Source organism: Streptomyces sp. NPDC004752 (assembly GCF_053601275.1).
This window is the reverse complement of sequence record NZ_JBSGBN010000095.1, coordinates 21,050-37,610: the sequence shown is the minus strand read 5'-3', so window position 1 is coordinate 37,610 and position 16,561 is coordinate 21,050. Positions and strand designations below refer to the sequence as shown.

General features: G+C 68.8%; 15 protein-coding genes and 4 pseudogenes. 9 read left to right on the top strand and 10 right to left on the bottom strand.

Annotation, left to right across the window (positions count from 1 at the left end; genetic code table 11):
* Positions 1-274 precede the first annotated feature (274 nt).
* On the top strand, positions 275-1,342 hold the full coding sequence (locus tag ACWEKM_RS32000) for a hypothetical protein (RefSeq protein WP_451624757.1): 1,068 nt from the start codon (positions 275-277) through the stop codon (positions 1,340-1,342).
* A gap of 213 nt (positions 1,343-1,555) precedes the next feature.
* Here ACWEKM_RS32000 and ACWEKM_RS31995 read toward each other — a convergent pair whose 3' ends face one another.
* Positions 1,556-2,821 (bottom strand): flavin monoamine oxidase family protein, encoded by a 1,266-nt coding sequence (locus ACWEKM_RS31995; protein ID WP_451624753.1) that lies wholly within the window; start codon positions 2,819-2,821, stop codon positions 1,556-1,558.
* Between the two features lie 67 nt (positions 2,822-2,888).
* On the opposite strand from ACWEKM_RS31995, the gene ACWEKM_RS31990 reads away from it, so the two are divergent.
* The gene (locus tag ACWEKM_RS31990; RefSeq protein ID WP_451624752.1) at positions 2,889-3,527 is read left to right on the top strand and encodes a TetR/AcrR family transcriptional regulator; all 639 of its coding nucleotides are present in this window, start codon (positions 2,889-2,891) and stop codon (positions 3,525-3,527) included.
* A 78-nt stretch (positions 3,528-3,605) separates the two neighbouring features.
* Here ACWEKM_RS31990 and ACWEKM_RS31985 read toward each other — a convergent pair.
* The 5 genes and pseudogenes from ACWEKM_RS31985 to ACWEKM_RS31965 form a co-directional block, all read right to left on the bottom strand.
* Positions 3,606-3,764: pseudogene (locus tag ACWEKM_RS31985) on the bottom strand (hypothetical protein); the annotation flags it as partial.
* 181 nt (positions 3,765-3,945) lie between these two features.
* Positions 3,946-4,659: a transposase gene (locus ACWEKM_RS31980; RefSeq protein WP_451624751.1), complete on the bottom strand. Its 714-nt coding sequence runs from the start codon at positions 4,657-4,659 to the stop codon at positions 3,946-3,948.
* A 258-nt stretch (positions 4,660-4,917) separates the two neighbouring features.
* Entirely contained in the window at positions 4,918-5,295 is a 378-nt protein-coding gene (locus tag ACWEKM_RS31975; RefSeq protein ID WP_451624750.1) for a DUF4259 domain-containing protein, read from the bottom strand.
* A gap of 198 nt (positions 5,296-5,493) precedes the next feature.
* Positions 5,494-6,947 (bottom strand): annotated as a pseudogene (locus ACWEKM_RS31970) (NF041680 family putative transposase).
* Positions 6,948-7,124: 177 nt separating this feature from the next.
* Positions 7,125-7,985: an alpha/beta fold hydrolase gene (locus ACWEKM_RS31965; protein WP_451624756.1), complete on the bottom strand. Its 861-nt coding sequence runs from the start codon at positions 7,983-7,985 to the stop codon at positions 7,125-7,127.
* A 154-nt stretch (positions 7,986-8,139) separates the two neighbouring features.
* Between ACWEKM_RS31965 and ACWEKM_RS31960 the strand changes: the two genes are divergently transcribed.
* Both ACWEKM_RS31960 and ACWEKM_RS31955 read left to right on the top strand, forming a co-directional pair.
* Positions 8,140-8,808 carry a Type 1 glutamine amidotransferase-like domain-containing protein gene (locus ACWEKM_RS31960; RefSeq protein WP_451624749.1) on the top strand — a complete coding sequence of 223 codons (669 nt, stop codon included), beginning with the start codon at positions 8,140-8,142 and terminating at the stop codon, positions 8,806-8,808.
* Positions 8,809-9,051: 243 nt separating this feature from the next.
* Entirely contained in the window at positions 9,052-9,525 is a 474-nt protein-coding gene (locus ACWEKM_RS31955) for a hypothetical protein (RefSeq protein WP_451624748.1), read from the top strand.
* On the opposite strand, the gene ACWEKM_RS31950 is transcribed toward ACWEKM_RS31955, so the two are convergent.
* Positions 9,488-10,315: an IS5 family transposase gene (locus ACWEKM_RS31950; RefSeq protein WP_451624747.1), complete on the bottom strand. Its 828-nt coding sequence runs from the start codon at positions 10,313-10,315 to the stop codon at positions 9,488-9,490. The two genes, ACWEKM_RS31955 and ACWEKM_RS31950, sit on opposite strands and share 38 nt — an antisense overlap.
* Positions 10,316-10,767: 452 nt before the next feature.
* Positions 10,768-11,250, bottom strand: a complete 483-nt coding sequence (locus tag ACWEKM_RS31945) for a hypothetical protein (RefSeq protein WP_451624755.1) — start codon at positions 11,248-11,250, stop codon at positions 10,768-10,770.
* Between the two features lie 44 nt (positions 11,251-11,294).
* Here ACWEKM_RS31945 and ACWEKM_RS31940 point away from each other — a divergent pair, with 44 nt between their 5' ends.
* Positions 11,295-11,885 carry an IS3 family transposase gene (locus ACWEKM_RS31940; RefSeq protein WP_451624754.1) on the top strand — a complete coding sequence of 197 codons (591 nt, stop codon included), beginning with the start codon at positions 11,295-11,297 and terminating at the stop codon, positions 11,883-11,885.
* 310 nt (positions 11,886-12,195) lie between these two features.
* Here ACWEKM_RS31940 and ACWEKM_RS31935 read toward each other — a convergent pair whose 3' ends face one another.
* A complete protein-coding gene (locus ACWEKM_RS31935) occupies positions 12,196-12,651 on the bottom strand; it encodes a MarR family winged helix-turn-helix transcriptional regulator (RefSeq protein WP_451624746.1) in 456 nt (151 codons plus the stop codon).
* A 67-nt stretch (positions 12,652-12,718) separates the two neighbouring features.
* Here ACWEKM_RS31935 and ACWEKM_RS31930 point away from each other — a divergent pair, with 67 nt between their 5' ends.
* Positions 12,719-13,231, top strand: coding sequence for a hypothetical protein (locus tag ACWEKM_RS31930; RefSeq protein WP_451624745.1), 513 nt, complete (start codon positions 12,719-12,721; stop codon positions 13,229-13,231).
* Positions 13,228-14,808, top strand: a complete 1,581-nt coding sequence (locus ACWEKM_RS31925) for a multicopper oxidase family protein (protein ID WP_451624744.1) — start codon at positions 13,228-13,230, stop codon at positions 14,806-14,808. The genes ACWEKM_RS31930 and ACWEKM_RS31925 overlap by 4 nt, the downstream gene beginning before the upstream one ends.
* Before the next feature lie 75 nt (positions 14,809-14,883).
* Here ACWEKM_RS31925 and ACWEKM_RS31920 read toward each other — a convergent pair.
* Positions 14,884-15,887 (bottom strand): annotated as a pseudogene (locus ACWEKM_RS31920) (IS5 family transposase).
* Here ACWEKM_RS31920 and ACWEKM_RS31915 point away from each other — a divergent pair.
* Both ACWEKM_RS31915 and ACWEKM_RS31910 read left to right on the top strand, forming a co-directional pair.
* Entirely contained in the window at positions 15,847-16,188 is a 342-nt protein-coding gene (locus ACWEKM_RS31915) for an integrase core domain-containing protein (RefSeq protein WP_451624743.1), read from the top strand. The pseudogene ACWEKM_RS31920 and the gene ACWEKM_RS31915 sit on opposite strands and share 41 nt — an antisense overlap.
* Positions 16,189-16,211: 23 nt before the next feature.
* A pseudogene (locus ACWEKM_RS31910) lies at positions 16,212-16,385 on the top strand (AraC family transcriptional regulator); the annotation flags it as partial.
* Between the last annotated feature and the right edge of the window lie 176 nt (positions 16,386-16,561).

Here is a 16,561-nt window from a genome sequence, read left to right as displayed (position 1 = left end):
GCCCGTGAGGCTTGCCCGAGCCGTGTGCGGCGATAAGTCGCATGCACGGTTCCGAGGGGGCGGCGGCGCAGCAATGCGCCGTCGCTACCCGACCGGAGATCAGCAATGGTCTCCGGCTACCCGACCACAGGGCTGTTGAGCCGAAGCGCGATAGTTGTCACACAGACAGGCTTGTTGTCACCGTGGCTGACTTGGTAAGCGTTACAACCAGTTGAGCACCGACGCCGGTCAAGGCGGGAGCGGCCTGTCAGTGGCCGGTGGCAAGATCGTCGGCATGGTCTTCGTACGTACTACTCCGCCGCGGCCTGTCGACGTCACCGCGGTCTTTCCTGAGCTGGCTCCTTTGGCGCGTGCGGCGGTTCGGCTGCATCCACGTGCCGGGTCGCCCTCGGTACGGGACAGCTCTGTCGGTGGCCCGTTGCTGTGGCCCGCCGAGGAGCCGTGGCCGCACTGCGAAGCCGTGCACCGCGGCACCGGACGGAGCAAGTCGTCGGCAGACATACGCCTCGACAGGCGCCGACGAGCCCGACTCCACCGTGATCCCCAAGGTCCTCACTCCACGCCGGAGGAGACGGCGATCCAGCACCGCAACGACGCAACGTTCATGGAGCGACTCGAAGCCGGCCCTCCCCGGCCCGCGGAGAGTCCGGTCCCCATGCTGCCCGTCGCCCAGCTGTACGTGCGCGATGTCCCTCTCCTGCGGCCGCCCGGGAAAACCGACGTGCTCCAAGTGCTGTGGTGTCCCTACGACCACGAACCGTATGCCAAGCCCGCGACTGCGCTGTTCTGGCGATGCGCGGCCGATGTCGACGATGTCCTGGCTCTGCCGCCGGACCCGTACGAGGCGGACCGGGACGGCTACGTGCCGGAGCCCTGTCGACTGGCACCAGAAGCGATCACCGAGTATCCCCACAGCCTCGATCTCAGCCCGGAGATGCGGCTGGTGGTGGGGGACTGGAGCAGATGGCAGGCCGCCGGCGCCGGCGTGGACAGCTCGTACGCGAGCTGTCCGGCGGAGTTCTATGACTGTAATCTGGCAAACGCTCCCGGCTGGAAGGTCGGCGGCTGGCCCCCGTGGGGCCGCACCGACCCCAACCCCCGATACTGCGGTGTCTGCGAGGTACAGATGGTCCCGCTGCTGACCATTGCCTCCTTCGAATGGGACTACGGCAAGCGCGGCTGGGCGCCATACGAGGACGAAGCTGCCGCCTATGCCGCCGGTCACCGCGTCGGCCAGAACCCTGCGCAGCCGACCAAGGTGGAAGTCGGCAGCACCGACAACATGCAGCTCTACGTCTGCCCGACTTCCCCAGAGCATCCGCACACCGACCTGATCCAATGAGCTGTCACTGACCCTCGCACAGCCGGTGACACAAGTGCTGCCGAGTGCGGGTATGTGACAAGTTACTTGCCTCACTGGTGCCCGTCGGGCTGCTTCGATGGATCCCATTCACCACGTCATCCGGCTATAAGCGGTGACAACTATTGGGCCTCGGCACGGCTGTTGCCGATGTGACCGTTGTGTCGCTCCCGGACTCCTGCGGACCTGCGTTGCTCAGCCGCTGGCGGAGGGGATCTTCTGGCCCTTGAGGTGGGCTTCGGCGCGGGTGGCTGCGTCGGTGCCGGAGGTGAGGGCGCCGTCCATCCAGCCGATCCAGCGACGGGAGATGTCTCCTCCGGCGAACAGCAGCGGGGGCTCGTGGTCGGCCAGTTGGCGCAGGCGGCGCAGTTGGCCGGGACGGGCGGTGCACCAGGTGCCGCGTGCGTGAGGATCGGTGCACCAGTCATGGACGAGTCGTTCCTGCAGCACGGCTTGCGGGTAGCGGGTGCGCAGGACGGTGGTCAGTTCGGTGTTGTTGTCCTGGTCGTGGAGCTGGAACGCGGCAAGGGCGGTCCCGTGGGCGCCGGAGACGGCGTAGGTCTCGGGGACGGCGGGCCAGCCGCCGGAGGTGGCTTGGGCGTCGAGGCCGTCGACACGGGCCCACGTCTTGGACGCGCGCCCGGCATGGGGCGCGGGGAGGTCGAGCGCGGGGGTGAAGCGGATGTCCGACAGGCAGTTGACGGGGGCGGCGACGATCACAGTGGCGGCGTCGTAGGACTTCCCTTGCACGGTGGTGACACGGCAGCCCAGTTCGTGGATGGTGATGTCGGCCACCGGTGTGCCGAGGACGATCTGGTCGCCGAGTTCGGCGGCCATGGACCGGGCCAGGGCATCGGCGCCGGGCACGATCCGGTGGGTCTCGGTGTCGAAAGCGGTGACCGCCGAGCCGTAGCCGGAAAACTCGTGCAGCAGGTGCAGCGCGCTGTACTCCTTCTCATCGGCGCCCATCAACTCGAAGGCGCGGGCCAACACCCGGGCGTTCACGCGCTCGCTCCCGCCCAGGGAGACGAGGTAGTCGACGAAGGGGACATCGAGGTGCTCCAGCCCGGCGTCCCAGTCCGGCCGGGAGAAGTCGATCCGGGCGGCGTCCGCGTCCATCGTGGCCAGGACGGAATGGAACTGCTCCTCCTCCTCGCCGGTGAGGGGGCTCGGCGCGTCCGTCAGGTCGCCCAGGATGTGCCAGCGGTGAGGGCCGTCGGCCGGGGCCGCGGTTGCGTGTCCGTACCGGTGGAGTTCCCGCATGAGCGCGGTGTGGTGGTAGGGGGTCACCCATTCCGCACCCAGGTCGACGGTGATGCCCGCCGCGGGGAAGTGCGTGCTCCAGGTCCGGCCGCCGACGCGGTCGCGGGCTTCGAGGACCTGCACCTGGCGTCCGGCTGCCAGCAGGTCTCTTGCCGCGATCAATCCGGCCAGCCCGGCACCGACGACGATGACGTCCATGGTTCCTCACTCCCTCTTGGCTGGTAGCAAGATACCAGTGATCCATCCAGTGGGTAGGGTGTGGGACATGGCAGCACCTCAACAGCGCGGCCACGCCGCCCGCCGGGCCGGACGCGACAAGGACGAACTCCTGGCCCGTGCCGGAGACGTCGTGGCCGAGCGCGGCTTCGACCGGACCCGGTTCTCCGATGTGGCCGCCCACACCGGCACCTCGGTCAGCACCCTGCAGTACCTGTTCGGCAACCGCGAAGATCTCGTCGTCCAGGCCCTGCGCGGACGGACCCGCCGGATGCTGGAGGAAGCCCGACAGCACAGCGCCCTCATCGCCGACCCGGTCGAACGGCTGCGCTGGTTGGCTACCCACCTTGCCGCGCATGAGGGTTCCCCTGGCCCGGCGCGGGCGGAATGGATGCTCTGGGTCGAGTACTGGCACGCCGCGCTCCGCGACGATGACCTCGCCTGGGAGTCCGCCGACGCCTACGAGGCATGGGTGACCTTGGTTCGCGACGCCGTCGGGGCAGCAGTCGACGCGGGCGTAGTCCGCAGCCCCGTGGACATCGACGCCGTGGCTCGGGGAGCCTGCGCCATTGCAGACGGCCTCGGCATTCAGATCGCCCTGCAACGGGGCATCACCTGGGAACGCGCCGCCCAGATCACCCGAACCTGGCTGGCCGCCGCGCTCGACTGCCCGCAATTGGCTCAGTAGGGCGAGCATGGCGCCGTCCAAACCCACGGACAGTTCGAATTCCCCCGCCACGTGATCCGGCGGCAGCGCCACCAACGTCGTGTCGTCCTCGCCGGCCGAGCCGAAGTCCTGGGTGTTGAAGACGAAGACATAGTCGAGTAGGTGGCGGTGGCGCAACAGGACGGCCTTCGGGGCGGAGGTCGTGCCGCTGGCGTAGAGGACGACGCGGTGGCGTCCCGGTCGTCGGGGACCGGACACCCTTGAGGGCACGAGATTCAGGGAAGGTGAAAGGCTGTGGCTGTCCTGGGCTCTGGCCAATCGGGAAGCCAGGGTCTTCGATGATCCGCACGAGATCCGTCTGGACCGGACAGACAACCGGCATCATCAACGGCATGAAGCACCTGCTGGCCACCTTCACACCTGATAGCGCCTCTGTGTGTCAAGCGGCCTGAGCGAGGTGGTTCCGTTGGTCGCGTTTCATGATCCGGTAGACCACGTTGGACAGGCGCCGTTTCAGGGCCCGGCGGGCCTCCGAAGGGGTCTTCCCCTCGCTGATCTTGCGAAGGTAGTAGTTCTGTCCACGCCCGCCGTCGCGGATCTGGCAGACGGCGATGGTGTGCAGCACCGAGTTCAGCGCGTGGTTCCCGCCGGTGTTGAGCCGGTGGCGGACGTTGTTGCCGCTGGAGGCGTCCAGGGGTGCGCTGCCGGTGTAGCTGGCGAAGTGGTGCTCGGTGGGGGACCGGCTGATGTCCCCGATGTGGCCGATGACCTTCGCGGCCAGCACGGTGCCCAGGCCCGGCAGGGCGGTCAGCGTCGTGCGGGTCGCGGCGACGGCCTCGCGCATCTCGGCCTCGTTGTCCTTGACCTGCCGGTCCAGCCGGCGCAGGTCGGCCAGCAGGTCACGGGCTATGTCACGACGGCAGTTGTCGGCGGCCGCGACCGGCCGGATGCCCTTCATCAAGGTGGCGGCCTTGTCGGCCGACAGACCGGTGGACGCTCCGCCGGGCAGGAGATCGCGCAGGACGGCGTGGAGCCGGTTGAGGACGCGGGTGCGCTCGTGGACCAGGTCGTCTCGCCGCTCGGTCAGCAGCCTCAGGATCGTGGTCTGGTCTTCCTGCACGACGGGGAGCCGAGGAACGCCGTCCCTGCGCATACTGCCACCGTACGAAACGAAGTTGGCCGTCAGCAGTCCCCCACCGTCGCTTCGGACGTGTCGGTTGGCCTCAGGGGAACGAGAAGTCATTCACAGCCACCCACCGCGAGGCCGAAGAGCCTGGGGTCAGTAAACGGCGGCCCGCATGCGCATCTCGTCCTGACGATCGGCCCGGGGTCCTCCAGACTGCCGTACCGGCTGGTGGATGAGGGGCCGCTCGTCCTGCACGCCGTGTGAGCGTTCGTTCGGGGACAGTCCTCAGCCCGAGTCCTCCTTCCTCCTGAGCTCGGCCAGCTCGTCGAAAGTACGGATCAGGACTGTGCGTCGCTTGTCCTTGTAACCCGATGAGGGCGCCAAGTCGTCGATGCAGCCCTCCCACACCGCCATGTACGTCTTCTTCCACTCCTCAACCACCTCGGCCTCAGGCAGCGACGCCCCCACGTACCCCTGCCGTGCCAGAAGGCTCAGCAGTTCCAGGTTGGCCGGCACCGCAACTCCCCAGTACTCGTCGGGCTCGATCTCGACCGGGTCGCCGGCCATCGCGTCCGCCACCTCGGTGATGAGCCGGTCCGTGAGGATCGACAAGTGGTCTGCGGCCGTGTCGTTCTCGAAGTTGCCGGTTCCCCAGTCGCCCACGAGTCTCCCCCTGCTTTTTGGGTCGGTACGCAAGAGTTGTATCAGCGCGCACCGACAACCGGCCGCACGGAGGTGCCGCAGGCCGGGATGCCCGGAACGATGTGGCCAGACCTCATGCGTCAGAGCCGGCAGTCGCCCATCGGCCATCTTCGCGCCGCCTGGCATGTACGGATCAGGAACAGGCACTCACCTTGTTCTTTATGGTCTGAGTTGGTTTCGTTCGGTGATGCTCTCGGGTCGTTTCACGGTCTTGCCCACGTCGTAGCGGGTGGCGGACCGCCGATTCTTCGAGCAAAGTGGCCTTCCAAGGCCGGGAGTTGAGGGTTTCGGTGCACGGGCCGGACAGTGCAGGTGCGGGCGGAGGTTCCGAAACCCTCGGCGGACTCGGGCCGGGGTGAGCCGGCCGGGCTTGGCGGGCTGCTCCCACGGCCGCCGCAAGTCGGCGGCGGCGTCGCGCAGGAGCCGGATCTGGGTGTGCGCGGCGATGATCAGCCAGGTCCAGCGCTCGCCGGCCTCGGGGGTTCGCAGCTTCGGACGGGTCCACCCGAGGGTCTGTTTCATCATCCTGAAGAGATGTTCGATGTCGAATCTCTCAGGAACGCCTGCCAGCGCACGTCGACATCCTCGCTGTTCAGGCCGGTGGCGGACGACCAGAGCCAGAGCGGGAGCGGGTCGCCTCCGCCGGGCAGGCGGTCGACCTGGAGGCGGATCAACGTGCCTTCGATGATGGGGAGTTCACCGGTGTGGTCGATCCAGGCGGAGCGGGTGGTCAGGCGGGGGTGGATGCGGTCCCAGGCCATCGCGCGGGCGGTGCCGTACCGGTCGGTGACCTGCACGGTTGCCGCGTCCGGCTCGCCCCAGGTCTCCGGCTTGGCGAAGCGGAACTCCTTGCCGTGCTTCGGCGGGCGCCCGCCCTGGGGGTAGGCCAGGGCGTACTCCTTGAGCGAGGGCGTCGGCCGTCGCATCACCCGGTCCGAACGCAAGCGTCCAAGGACCTCGACGGGGAGCCCGTCGAGGAGGTGGGCCATGCGGGGGGCGTCGTAGCCAGCGTCGAAGACAATGAGGATGTTGCGGTCGCCGGCGTGCCAGCGGCCCATCTCGATGAGGTCGGTGACCACCCGGCGGAGCTGGGCGGCGGTGACCTCGGCGACATCGTCCTCGGGTCCAAGACGGACGGCGTCCAGGAGCTGGCACCAGGGCGTCCGGCCCGATTCGAGGGCAGCGACGAACGAGTACGGCCAGCCGGGGACGAACTGGTCCGAGGACCGCCCGCTGCGGCCGTAGACATGGCAGAACAGGCGGTTCGCGCTGGTCGGCGCGTCCGGGCGGAGCCAGTTGCTGACGTCGACGGCCAGGACCAGGCGCCCGTCGGCGGCCTGCGGCATGGGAAGGCCCGCCAGCACCTGCCGCAGCCGGGGCACGTCCACGTTTCCGCTGTTCAGTGCGTCGTACATCGCGCCGTGCCCGCGCCGGTGCTCGGCCACCAGCGTCAGGTCGACCGGTGCCGTCACCGGTCCGTCCGCGCACAGCAACGCGTCCACCAACTCGAACAGTGCGTCCCTGCGCGCGGTCAGGCAGTCGAATAAGTCCTCCCGAAAGCGTGACGCTTTCGCGAACGCCTCCTCGGGACCGGCGTCAGGCAGCAGACTCACCCTCACGGCCTTCGTCTTGATCGGTGCACCTTGGTCGGAGCACATGATCAAACGAAGGCCGCCTCCACGTCCGGCGAACGCTCAGGTGGGCGACCTAGTTCGAGGCCCATTTCGACACCGGACCCTCTGCGGTGCCGACAGCCGGGGATGACGTCAGCCGGCAAACCGGCTGGAACCCTATGCGCCCACCATGCCTTGCACGAATCGCCGAAGGTGCGCACGCACGGCGTCAGGCTGCTCCAGCCAAGGCTCGTGCCCAGCGCCCTCGATCCGCGTCAGCGGAAGATCGAGCCGGAGCGCAAGTGATTCAAGAGCCGACACAGGGCGGGGATCGTAGGCCCCGCCGAGGAGTTCCGTTCGCGTGGGCAGGCACGCGCGCAGCTCGGCCAGATGCGCATCGAGCGGGTCCGCGCGTCCTTCCCTGCCAAGTTCGCCATTCATAGTCCAGTTGACGGGGCGACGCCGCCGGGCGCCCTGTGCGGCCCAGTGCCACCTGCGTTCGGGATCGGCGTGGTCGGTGAACCAGGCCAGCGTGAGCAACTCGACTTCCTGTTCCTCCGTGCGGTCCGGCAACTCCTCCAAAGCGCGGAGCCGCTCCTGCTGTGCTGCGGACATACGGCGATCGCGCTCCGCTCGGTCCCCGGAGCGCCAATCACCGACGAACGGCCCGCACATCAACAGCATCGCGGCGACCCGGTCAGAGCGCGCCAGGCAGAACCGGCTCGCCAGGTTAGTGCCGTAGGAATGCCCAATCAGCACGGCGTTGGACACGTCCCATGCGTCGAGCAGCTCAGCGAGATCGTCGACATGCCGGGCGAAGGAATGGCGCCCCCGCCACGGCGACCGGCCCGTGCCGCGCTGGTCGTACCGGTACACGGGCGCAAGGTCCGCGACCATGGCGGCTACATCGCCCAGGTAGTCCGGCAGACCCGGACCGCCATGGAGCATGACCACGACCGGCCGCCGAGTGGTGTCCTCCAGCGCCATCCAGCGCAACTGCGCCTCGTCCGTCATCGACACGAGGCCCTGCGTCTCCATCAAGGTCACCGCGGAGAACCTACCGGTCTCACTGAGGCTCTGCCAAAGGTTAAAGAACAAGCTGAGTGCCTGTTCCTGATGCGGCCATGCCATGACGGTATTGGTGGATCCTGGGTTCGTTGCGCGCGCCTGTCAGCCGTGCTTGGCTCGCCCGATGAACTTTCTGCTGACGGCGAGTGGCCTGCGCAACGAGACACTGCGGGATGCGCTGCGGGACATGCTGGGAAAGCCGTTCGGATCCGCGAATATGGTGTATGTTCCCACGGCATCAGTCGCCGAGCCCGGGGATCACGGGTGGTTCGTCGCGGACATGAACCGGCTGTACGGCCTCGGCTGGCGGGAGTTCGACGTCCTGGAGCTGAACGGCCTGCCCCGGCAGATGGTGCTCGACCGGCTGCTCCACGCCGACGTCATCTATGTCGAGGGCGGCAGCCACTACCACCTCGCGCGCAGCATCACCGGCAACGGCCTGGCCGACGGCTTCCTGGAGGCGCTGGAGAACCGGGTCTATATGGGTGTCAGCGCCGGATCAATGATCTTCAGCCGTCATCTCACCGGACACTCCGCCGACGTCATCGGGGACACCACGGACCTCCACGTGCTCGGCGCGACGACCGTGGAGCCGCCGTTCGGCCTCTTCGACTGGTATCTCAAGCCTCACCTGTACTCGCCGGATTTCCCCGAGCGGGACGACGCCTGGGCGGATCGCATCGCTGCGCGGGCGGACTTCCCGATCTATTTCATCGACGACGAGACGGCCGTTCGCGTCAGGGACGGCAAGGTGGATGTCATTTCTGAAGGCCGGTGGCGGTTCCATCCGTGACTCAACATGTGGTGGGGAGCCCCGGACAGGGCAGTGCCACGCCCAGAGGCGCCTGATGCGGAGCTGCCGGCGTAAGCACCTGCGTCAGGCGGCTTGCGCGAGGTAGTACGGGCTGAGAAGCCATCCGCATTCCGAATGTGATCGGTGGGTTTCTGCTGGTCGGGCATGATCTTCGGCTGGTGGTGGGAGAGTTCGGGCGTTCGTCTGCTCGCGTCACGTTCGCGGAGGTGGCTGACGCCGTCGGTGCTTGGTCTGCTGGAGGCCCGGGAGAAGAAGGTCCGCGCGGAGGTGGCCCGGCTGCGCGAGGAGGCCGAGCGGATCACGGTCGCGCTCCGCGAGGCGGAAGTGCGGCTGGAACGGCTCGGGCAGGCTCGCGAGACCGTCACCGAAGTGCTGGCCGAGCCGGACGCCGGGACGACGGGACAGGTTGAAGCCGCTGCGGTGACGGGCTCGACGGTCCCGCACCGCGTCAAGGGTGTCGGTGCGGAGGTGCTTGCTCCGGAGTACCAGCGGATCCTGGCGGTCCTGGCGGCGCCGGAGGCCGACGGCGGCATGCGGGCAAAGCCGATCACCCTGGCACTGGGTGGGAAGGCCGTTCCGGCCCGGGTGGAGGGGATGCGCTCGCGGCTGAAGCGGCTGGCCGCGCGGGGCTGGGCCACCGAGGTGGAGCCGGGACTGTTCACCCTCTGCAAGGAGCCGGTGCCGGCGGCCGCGTGAGGAAGGCGTCCCGGCGGCGTCCGGCCAGACGGGCGTTCATCAGCATGGTCATGGACCACAGCACCATGGCCTCGTGCATCTCGGGCAGCGTCTCGACGTCGCGCACCAGCCGACGCGATCGGACCAGCCAGCTCAGCGTGCGCTCCACCACCCAGCGTCTCGGGAGCACCACGAACCCTGTGGTGTCGTCGGAGCGTTTGACGATCTCGAGGGTGAGCTTGAGTTTCTCGGCGGCCCAGCCGACGAGCCGGCCCGCGTATCCGGAGTCCGCCCACACCAGGCGGATGGAGAAGTACCGTTCCCGCAGCCGGGTAAGCAGCGGCACAGCCGCGTGGCGGTCCTGCACGCTCGCCGCGGTCACCAGCACCGCCAGCAGCAGGCCGAGACAGTCCACCACCACGTGCCGCTTCCGCCCTCCCACCTTCTTCCCGCCATCCCATCCCGACGTTGACCTGGGGATATTCGCCGCTGCCCGCACCGACTGCGAGTCCACGATCGCCGCACTCGGATCCGGGCTGCGGCCCTCCTTCACGCGCACCCGGTCACGAAGCCGGTCATGGAGCCCGGCGAGCAGACCGGTCACCTGCCAGCGCCGCGCGAAGGCGTGCACCCGCTTGAACGGCGGGAAGTCCTTCGGCAAGTTCGCCCACTTGATTCCGTTGTCGACGACGTACCGCACAGCGTCCAGCATCACGCGGTGGCAGTAGCCTTCCGGCCGCCCGCCCCGCCCCTGAAGCCACGCCGGCACCGGCAGCAGCCGGCGCAGCTCCTGCCACTCGGTCTCCGTCATGTCCGAGACGTAGCTCGGAACACGGTCCGGGTGATCCGCCGCGTTCCCGAATCGGTGCGCGAGGCAATCGCACAACGACACGCGGGAGTTGGACGCGGCGGGCACGCTCACGCAAGACTGCGACAACAGGGCCTCCGGAAGCTCGGGCTGACTCGCATCGCCGAGCTACCAGGAGGTCCTGCCTTCATGCGCCGATGACGCCACGATCACCCGAACAGGAACCCTGTTCGATCACGCCCGGAATGCGGATGGCTTCTGACGTCACGCCGTTCGGCAGGCCGGGTCGCGCGGCGGGTCGGACGCCTCGCCATCAAGGTGACGGCCGCCCACGTGATCAACGATTCGCTCATCTCGGGGAGCCGTTCATGGTCGCGGCAGTGCCGTCGGGCCCTCATGATTTACAACCATGATCGTTCAACCACCCAGCGACTCATGCTGTGGAATCAGCGATGTCAAGCGGTGTGCTTGTGCATCACGTCGAGGTAGTGACGGTCTCGGTGAGACACGTGGTTGTCTTGGCCCGGGAGGCTGAAGACCGCGCAGACGTCAGCGGGCCGGGTGAGGACGCTGGCTTGGTAGCCGAACGTGAGGGTGTCGTTGACGCGGTGCTCACAGCCTGCCGCGTCCAGGGCCGTGACCAAGTCCTCGCGGAGCGCGGTGGCCTCGAACGACTCTGATTCCGGCAGGACAAGAGAGGGGAGCTTCACGGTCGAGCCGGGCCAGAGGTTGATCCAGATGCCGCTGACCGCCCGCTGTGTGACAACCAACTTGAGCCCGTCCCAGGAGTACGGGTAGCCGTCGATATCAGGCCCCTTCATGAGGATGGCGGGGTGCGGGCGCCCCGGACCAAGGAGGTCCTCAGCCTCGGTCAGGGGCATTCTGCAGTGAAGAGGCCCGATCCGGCCGGTGTGGGCGAAGGCAACGAGGACGTCCATCAAGGTCACGGCAATGACGCGCGCTCCTCGACGAGCACCCGCACCTGGGGGTCGAGCCCGTCCTGCGGGAACTGCACATCCCCTCTTCCACCTACTACCGCTGGCGCCAGGCCGAGAAGGAACCCTGTGAACGGATCCGCCAGGGCACCGAGCTGACCGGGCAGATCCGGCAGATCCACCAGGACTCCGGCGGCATCTACGGATCGCCCAGGATCCATGCCGTCCTCAAACGCGAGGGTGTCCACGTCGGCCGCAAACGGGGCGAGCGGCTCCTGCGCCAGGCCGGCCTCGCCGGGATCAGCCCCCGCAGGAGCAAGGGCTTCACCCGCCGCGACCCAGACCCGGACCTCGCGCCTGACCTGGTACAACGCGACTTCACGGCACGCGCGCCGAACCGGCTGTGGGTCACCGACCTGACCATGATCCCCACCCTGGAGGGACCACTGTGGCTGTCGGCGGTCCGCGATGCCTTCTCCCGCAGAGTCGTGGCCTGGGAGACCTCTGCCTACGCGGACGCCGACCTGGTCCTCACCTCGCTGGAGTACGCGCTGGCCAGCCGCGAGGTCGCCCCCAGCGAACTCGTCCACCATGCCGACCACGGCCTGAAACCACGTCAACCCGCCCTGACATGCTAGTCAGCCACTCCCGCGCATCGGGGGAACCTCAGAATGCAAACAGGCCAAGGGGCATGTCACCTGGGCCGGGTCGGGTCGAGCTGTGCGGCGAAAAAAGCCGAGGCCGTCCGCAGGACCTCGTTCGCCCGGCGCAGTTCCCGCACCTCGCGCCACAACTGGGCTAAGCGGCCTGGGCAAAGTCCGGTGCGGTACGGCGCCCTGCAAGGGGCGCGGGGCTGTATCGGTATGCGGCTGCGTCGCGTGGGCGCGACCAGCCCCCACCGGCCCGCGGGTTCATCACCGTGCTTCCAGCGGAGCGCTTGGCGCCGCGTCAGGCCTCCGGGGCCGCGACGAAGCGTTCCAGCAGGGTGCAGAGCAGGTCCTGGTCGTCCTCGTTCATGTGGCCGAGGAGCCGTGCGGCCACGTCGTCGGCGACGACGGATGCCTCGGCGGACAGCGCCCTGCCCTGTTCGGTGATCTCGACGGCGTAGGCGCGGCGATCGGCGGGGGAGGGGCGGCGTACCGCCAGGCCGCGCATCTCCAGATCGTCGACCGTGCGCACCATCGAGGACTTGTCGCCGCCGGTGAGGTCGATGAGCCGGCGCTGGCTGAGCGGCCCGTGCAGGGCCAGGTTGAGCAGGACACCGTAGTGGCGGCCCTCGATGCCCAGGGGACGCAGGGCGTCGGCGAACGTATGGGCGGCGCGCCGCTGGGCGAGGCGGAGCAGCGGGCCGACGCGGACACGGCCGGTGCCGGGCGGGCGCGGGGTGGAGTCGGGCGTGTTCATCGGTTTCAGCATAGGGCAAAGTGAGATTGATTTCGACAAGACGGTTCTATATGGCACTATCTCATGCATGCCTAAATCGATTGCGTCCACCTCGCCCCCGGTCCAGGTGCCGCCCCCACCCGCGAACGGCGGACGTCCTCCGGTGCGGCGCTGGGCCGTGCTGCTCTTCCGGACGGTGGTGACCTGCGAGGCCGTCCTCGCTCTGGGGCAGGCGGTCCTCGCCGGAAGCTTCCTGTCCGGTCACTACGCGGCCCTCGGCCTCCATGCGCTCAACGCCACCGCCACCGGGCTCACCGCCGTGGCGCAGACGGTGGCCGCGCTGCTGCTGTGGCGGCCGGGCGGTGGACCGGGCTGGCCGGCCGTGGCCTCCGTCGCACTCTTCGGCGCGGAGGCCGGGCAGATAGCCATGGGGTACGGACGGGTGCTCGCCGTTCATGTCCCGCTGGGCGTGGCCATCATCGCCTGTACGTTGCTGATGCTGGTCCAGGCCTGGCGCTCGGCGGGCGCATGGACCCCGCCCTCCCGCACCGAAGGCGCTGGGCGCACCGAGGGCTCCGCCGTTGAGGAGGGGGCCGCGTGACCGGCGGCATCACCAGGCGGCGCCTGCTCGCTGCGGCGGCAGTGGGCGGCGGCGCGCTCACCGCGGGCGGATGGGCCGTGGCCAGCGGGGCGCTGACGTCCGGTCAGCCCGGGCTGCTGCTGCGCAGCCGGGCCCCGCTGCCGAGGCCGTACGAGGTGCCGCTGCCCGTACCGTCCCTGCTCGCACCGGTCAGCACGAGCGGCACGGCGGACGTCTACGAGATCACCCAGCGGCCGGCGCGGCTGCGGATCCTCCCGGGTCTGGAGACCGACGCCTGGACCTATGACGGAACGTGGCCGGGGCCGACCATCGTGTCCCGTTCCGGACGCCGGACGGTGGTGCGGCATCGCAACGAGCTGCCCCGTCCGACCGTGGTCCACCTGCACGGCGGGCACACCCCGTACGGCAGCGACGGCTATCCGACCGCGTTGATCCTGCCTCGGAACAGCACGGCAGGCACAGTGGGCATGACCGGGATGCCGGGCATGTTCGGGGCCAGTGGCGCGCAGAACACCGCCGCCGGGCAGCGGACGTACACGTACCCGATGGAGCAGCGGGCTGCCACTCTCTGGTACCACGACCACCGTATGGGCTTCACCGGACCGAACGTCTGGCACGGGCTCGCCGGGTTCCATCTGGTCCACGACGACGAGGAGGAGGCCCTGCCCCTGCCCGCCGGGGAGCGCGACATCCCGCTGCTGATCGCCGACCGGTCCTTTGCCGCCGACGGCTCGTTCCAGTACCCGGCGCTCGATGCCGGACAGCGAACCGCGGGCGTCACCGACCGGTACATGGACGGTGTCCTGGGCGACGTCATCCTGGTCAACGGGGCACCCTGGCCGGTGTTCGAGACCCAGCGGCTGCGCTACCGGCTGCGGCTGCTCAACGGCTCCAACGCCCGCCGCTACCGACTGGCGCTCGACCCCGCTCCGCCGGGCGGCGGCGCTCTGGTGCAGATCGGCGGCGACGGGGGCCTGCTGGAGCGGCCGCTCGCGCACGACACCCTGGACATCGCCCCGGCCGAACGCTTCGACGTGGTTGTCGACTTCGCCCGCTACCGGCCCGGCACCCGGGTACGGCTGGTCAACCGCCTGGGCAGCGGCGGCACGGCGACCGTCATGCGGTTCGACGTCTCCGGTGCCCGGCCGCCGGCCGACGACTCCCGTGTACCGGACCGGCTCTCGGCGATCCCCGCACCGCGAGCCGACCGGGCCGCAGCGACCCGTACCTTCCACTTCCAGCGGCGGGCCGGATCCGGATGGACCATCAACGGCCGCCCCTACGAGGCCGGCAGGCCGCTGGCGACCGTCCGCCTCGGCACCACCGAGGTGTGGCGGTTCGTCACCGACTTCCACCACCCCGTGCACCTGCATCTGAACCACTTCCAGGTGACCGCCCGCAACGGCCGGTCGCCCGGCCCGTACGACGCGGGCTGGAAGGACACCGTGGATCTGCGTCCCGCCGAGTCCGTGGAGATCGTCACGCGCTTCACCGACTATCCGGGGCGGTTTCTGCTGCACTGCCACAACCTCGAGCACGAGGACATGGCGATGATGGCCGACTTCGTCACGGAGTGAGCCAGCCCTCGCACCGATCACGCAGCCCCGCAGCCACCCAGCCATCGACTAGCTAGGGCGCGTATTCGGTTGTGATCAAGGGGTGGTCTTGGTGAGGTCCTTGATCCAGATCATCGCGCCGCGAAGGTGGAGGCCGGCGAGGTAGCTGTCCGGGGGCTTGTCGTACCGGGTGACGATGCCCCGCCAGGCTTTCAGCTTGTTGATCAGGCGTTCGACAGTGTTCCGTTCCTTGTAGAGGCCGGCGTCGTGGCCGACGGGCCGGCCACCCCTGCTGCCCTTCTTCTTCCGGTTGGTGGCCTGGTCCCTCTTCTTCGGGATGACCGCCTTGATACGACGTCTTCGCAGGTAGGCGCGGTTGCGGCGGGACGAGTAGGCCTTGTCGGCGGCGACCGCGTCGGGCCGGGTGCGGGGACGGCCGACAGGACCACGGATGCGCACTTTCTTCAGCCCGGGAATGAACTGCGGGCCGTCGGCGGCCTGCCCCGCGGTCAGCACGAACGCCAGGGGACGGCACTTGCGGTCGGCGGCGAGGTGGACCTTGCCGGTCCGTCCGCCTCGCGAGCGTCCGAGCAGGGCAGCCTTCAGGCGGAGCCTGCGCCGGCGCCGGATGCGGCGCCGTTCTTCCCGTTCCGGGCCGTCCGCGGCGTCCTGCCCGGCTTGCTCTGCCGGGTCTCCCCCCTTTGCCGGGCCTCCTCCTCGTCGGCAGCGGCCTTCTCCAAGGCGGTCGACGTATCGGCTCCGAGATGCATCCCGGCAGCGTCGTGGTGAGCCCGGGCGGTGGTGGAGTCCACGCTGACCAGCGACAAGTCCACCTCCCCAGGCTTCTCGGCCTCCGCGATCAGGCCCTCCGGCAAGGCTTCGAAGACGCCGGAGTCTCTCCACTGCCGGAAGCGGTTGTGGACGGTCGACCACGCGCCGAACTCTCCAGGCATCTCCCGCCACTGCCCGCCCGTCCTGAACCGCCGGATCACGCCCTCGAACTGCCGGCGCAGCCGCACCGGGTACGGGCCGTACTCGCCGATCGGCAGGTACGGCTCGATGAACGCCCACTCCACGTCGGTCAGTTGCACTCGCGTCACATGTCAGTACACGTCTCGGCGCTTTCGGCGAGCGTGCCGCAAACTCGGCGTGATCCAGTCCACGGGCCGGGTCGGGTCATGTTTCGACAACGCTGTGAGCGAGGCGTTCAACAGTGTGCTGAAGGTCGAGTACGTGCACTGGCCTGCCTTCCGCACCCGCACCGAGGCCCGCATCAAGATCGCCACCTGGATCACTGACTGCTACAACGCCAGGCGGCTGCACAGCGTGTGCGGGTTAAAGAGCCCGATCGACTACGAACGTGACGACCGAGCCACCCTCGCCGAGGGACTGGCCGCATAGATCGTCTCCCCGCTGCGAGGGGATTGACACGCGCGCGCCGTGACCTCGCCGATCCCGCGATGCGCGCCATCCCCATGTACGCCATCGCCGCCCGCTGGGGCGTCCCCAGGGCAGCCGACTTCACTCGCACGTTCCGCACCACTTATGGCATCCCGCCAAGGGACTACCGCAACCAAGCGCACGGTGTCGCCGAGTGAGTAGAAGCAATTCCAGAAAGGCGATGCCGCGCCAGTCCTTCAGTCGGTTGATCAGTCGCTCGATGGTGTTGCGGTCACGGTAAAGCTCGGCGTCGAAAGCGGGGTGGCAGGAACGGGCGAACAACTTCGGACCAACCCGGCCGAGTGGACACCCTGCTAAGAATCAGTGGACTGTG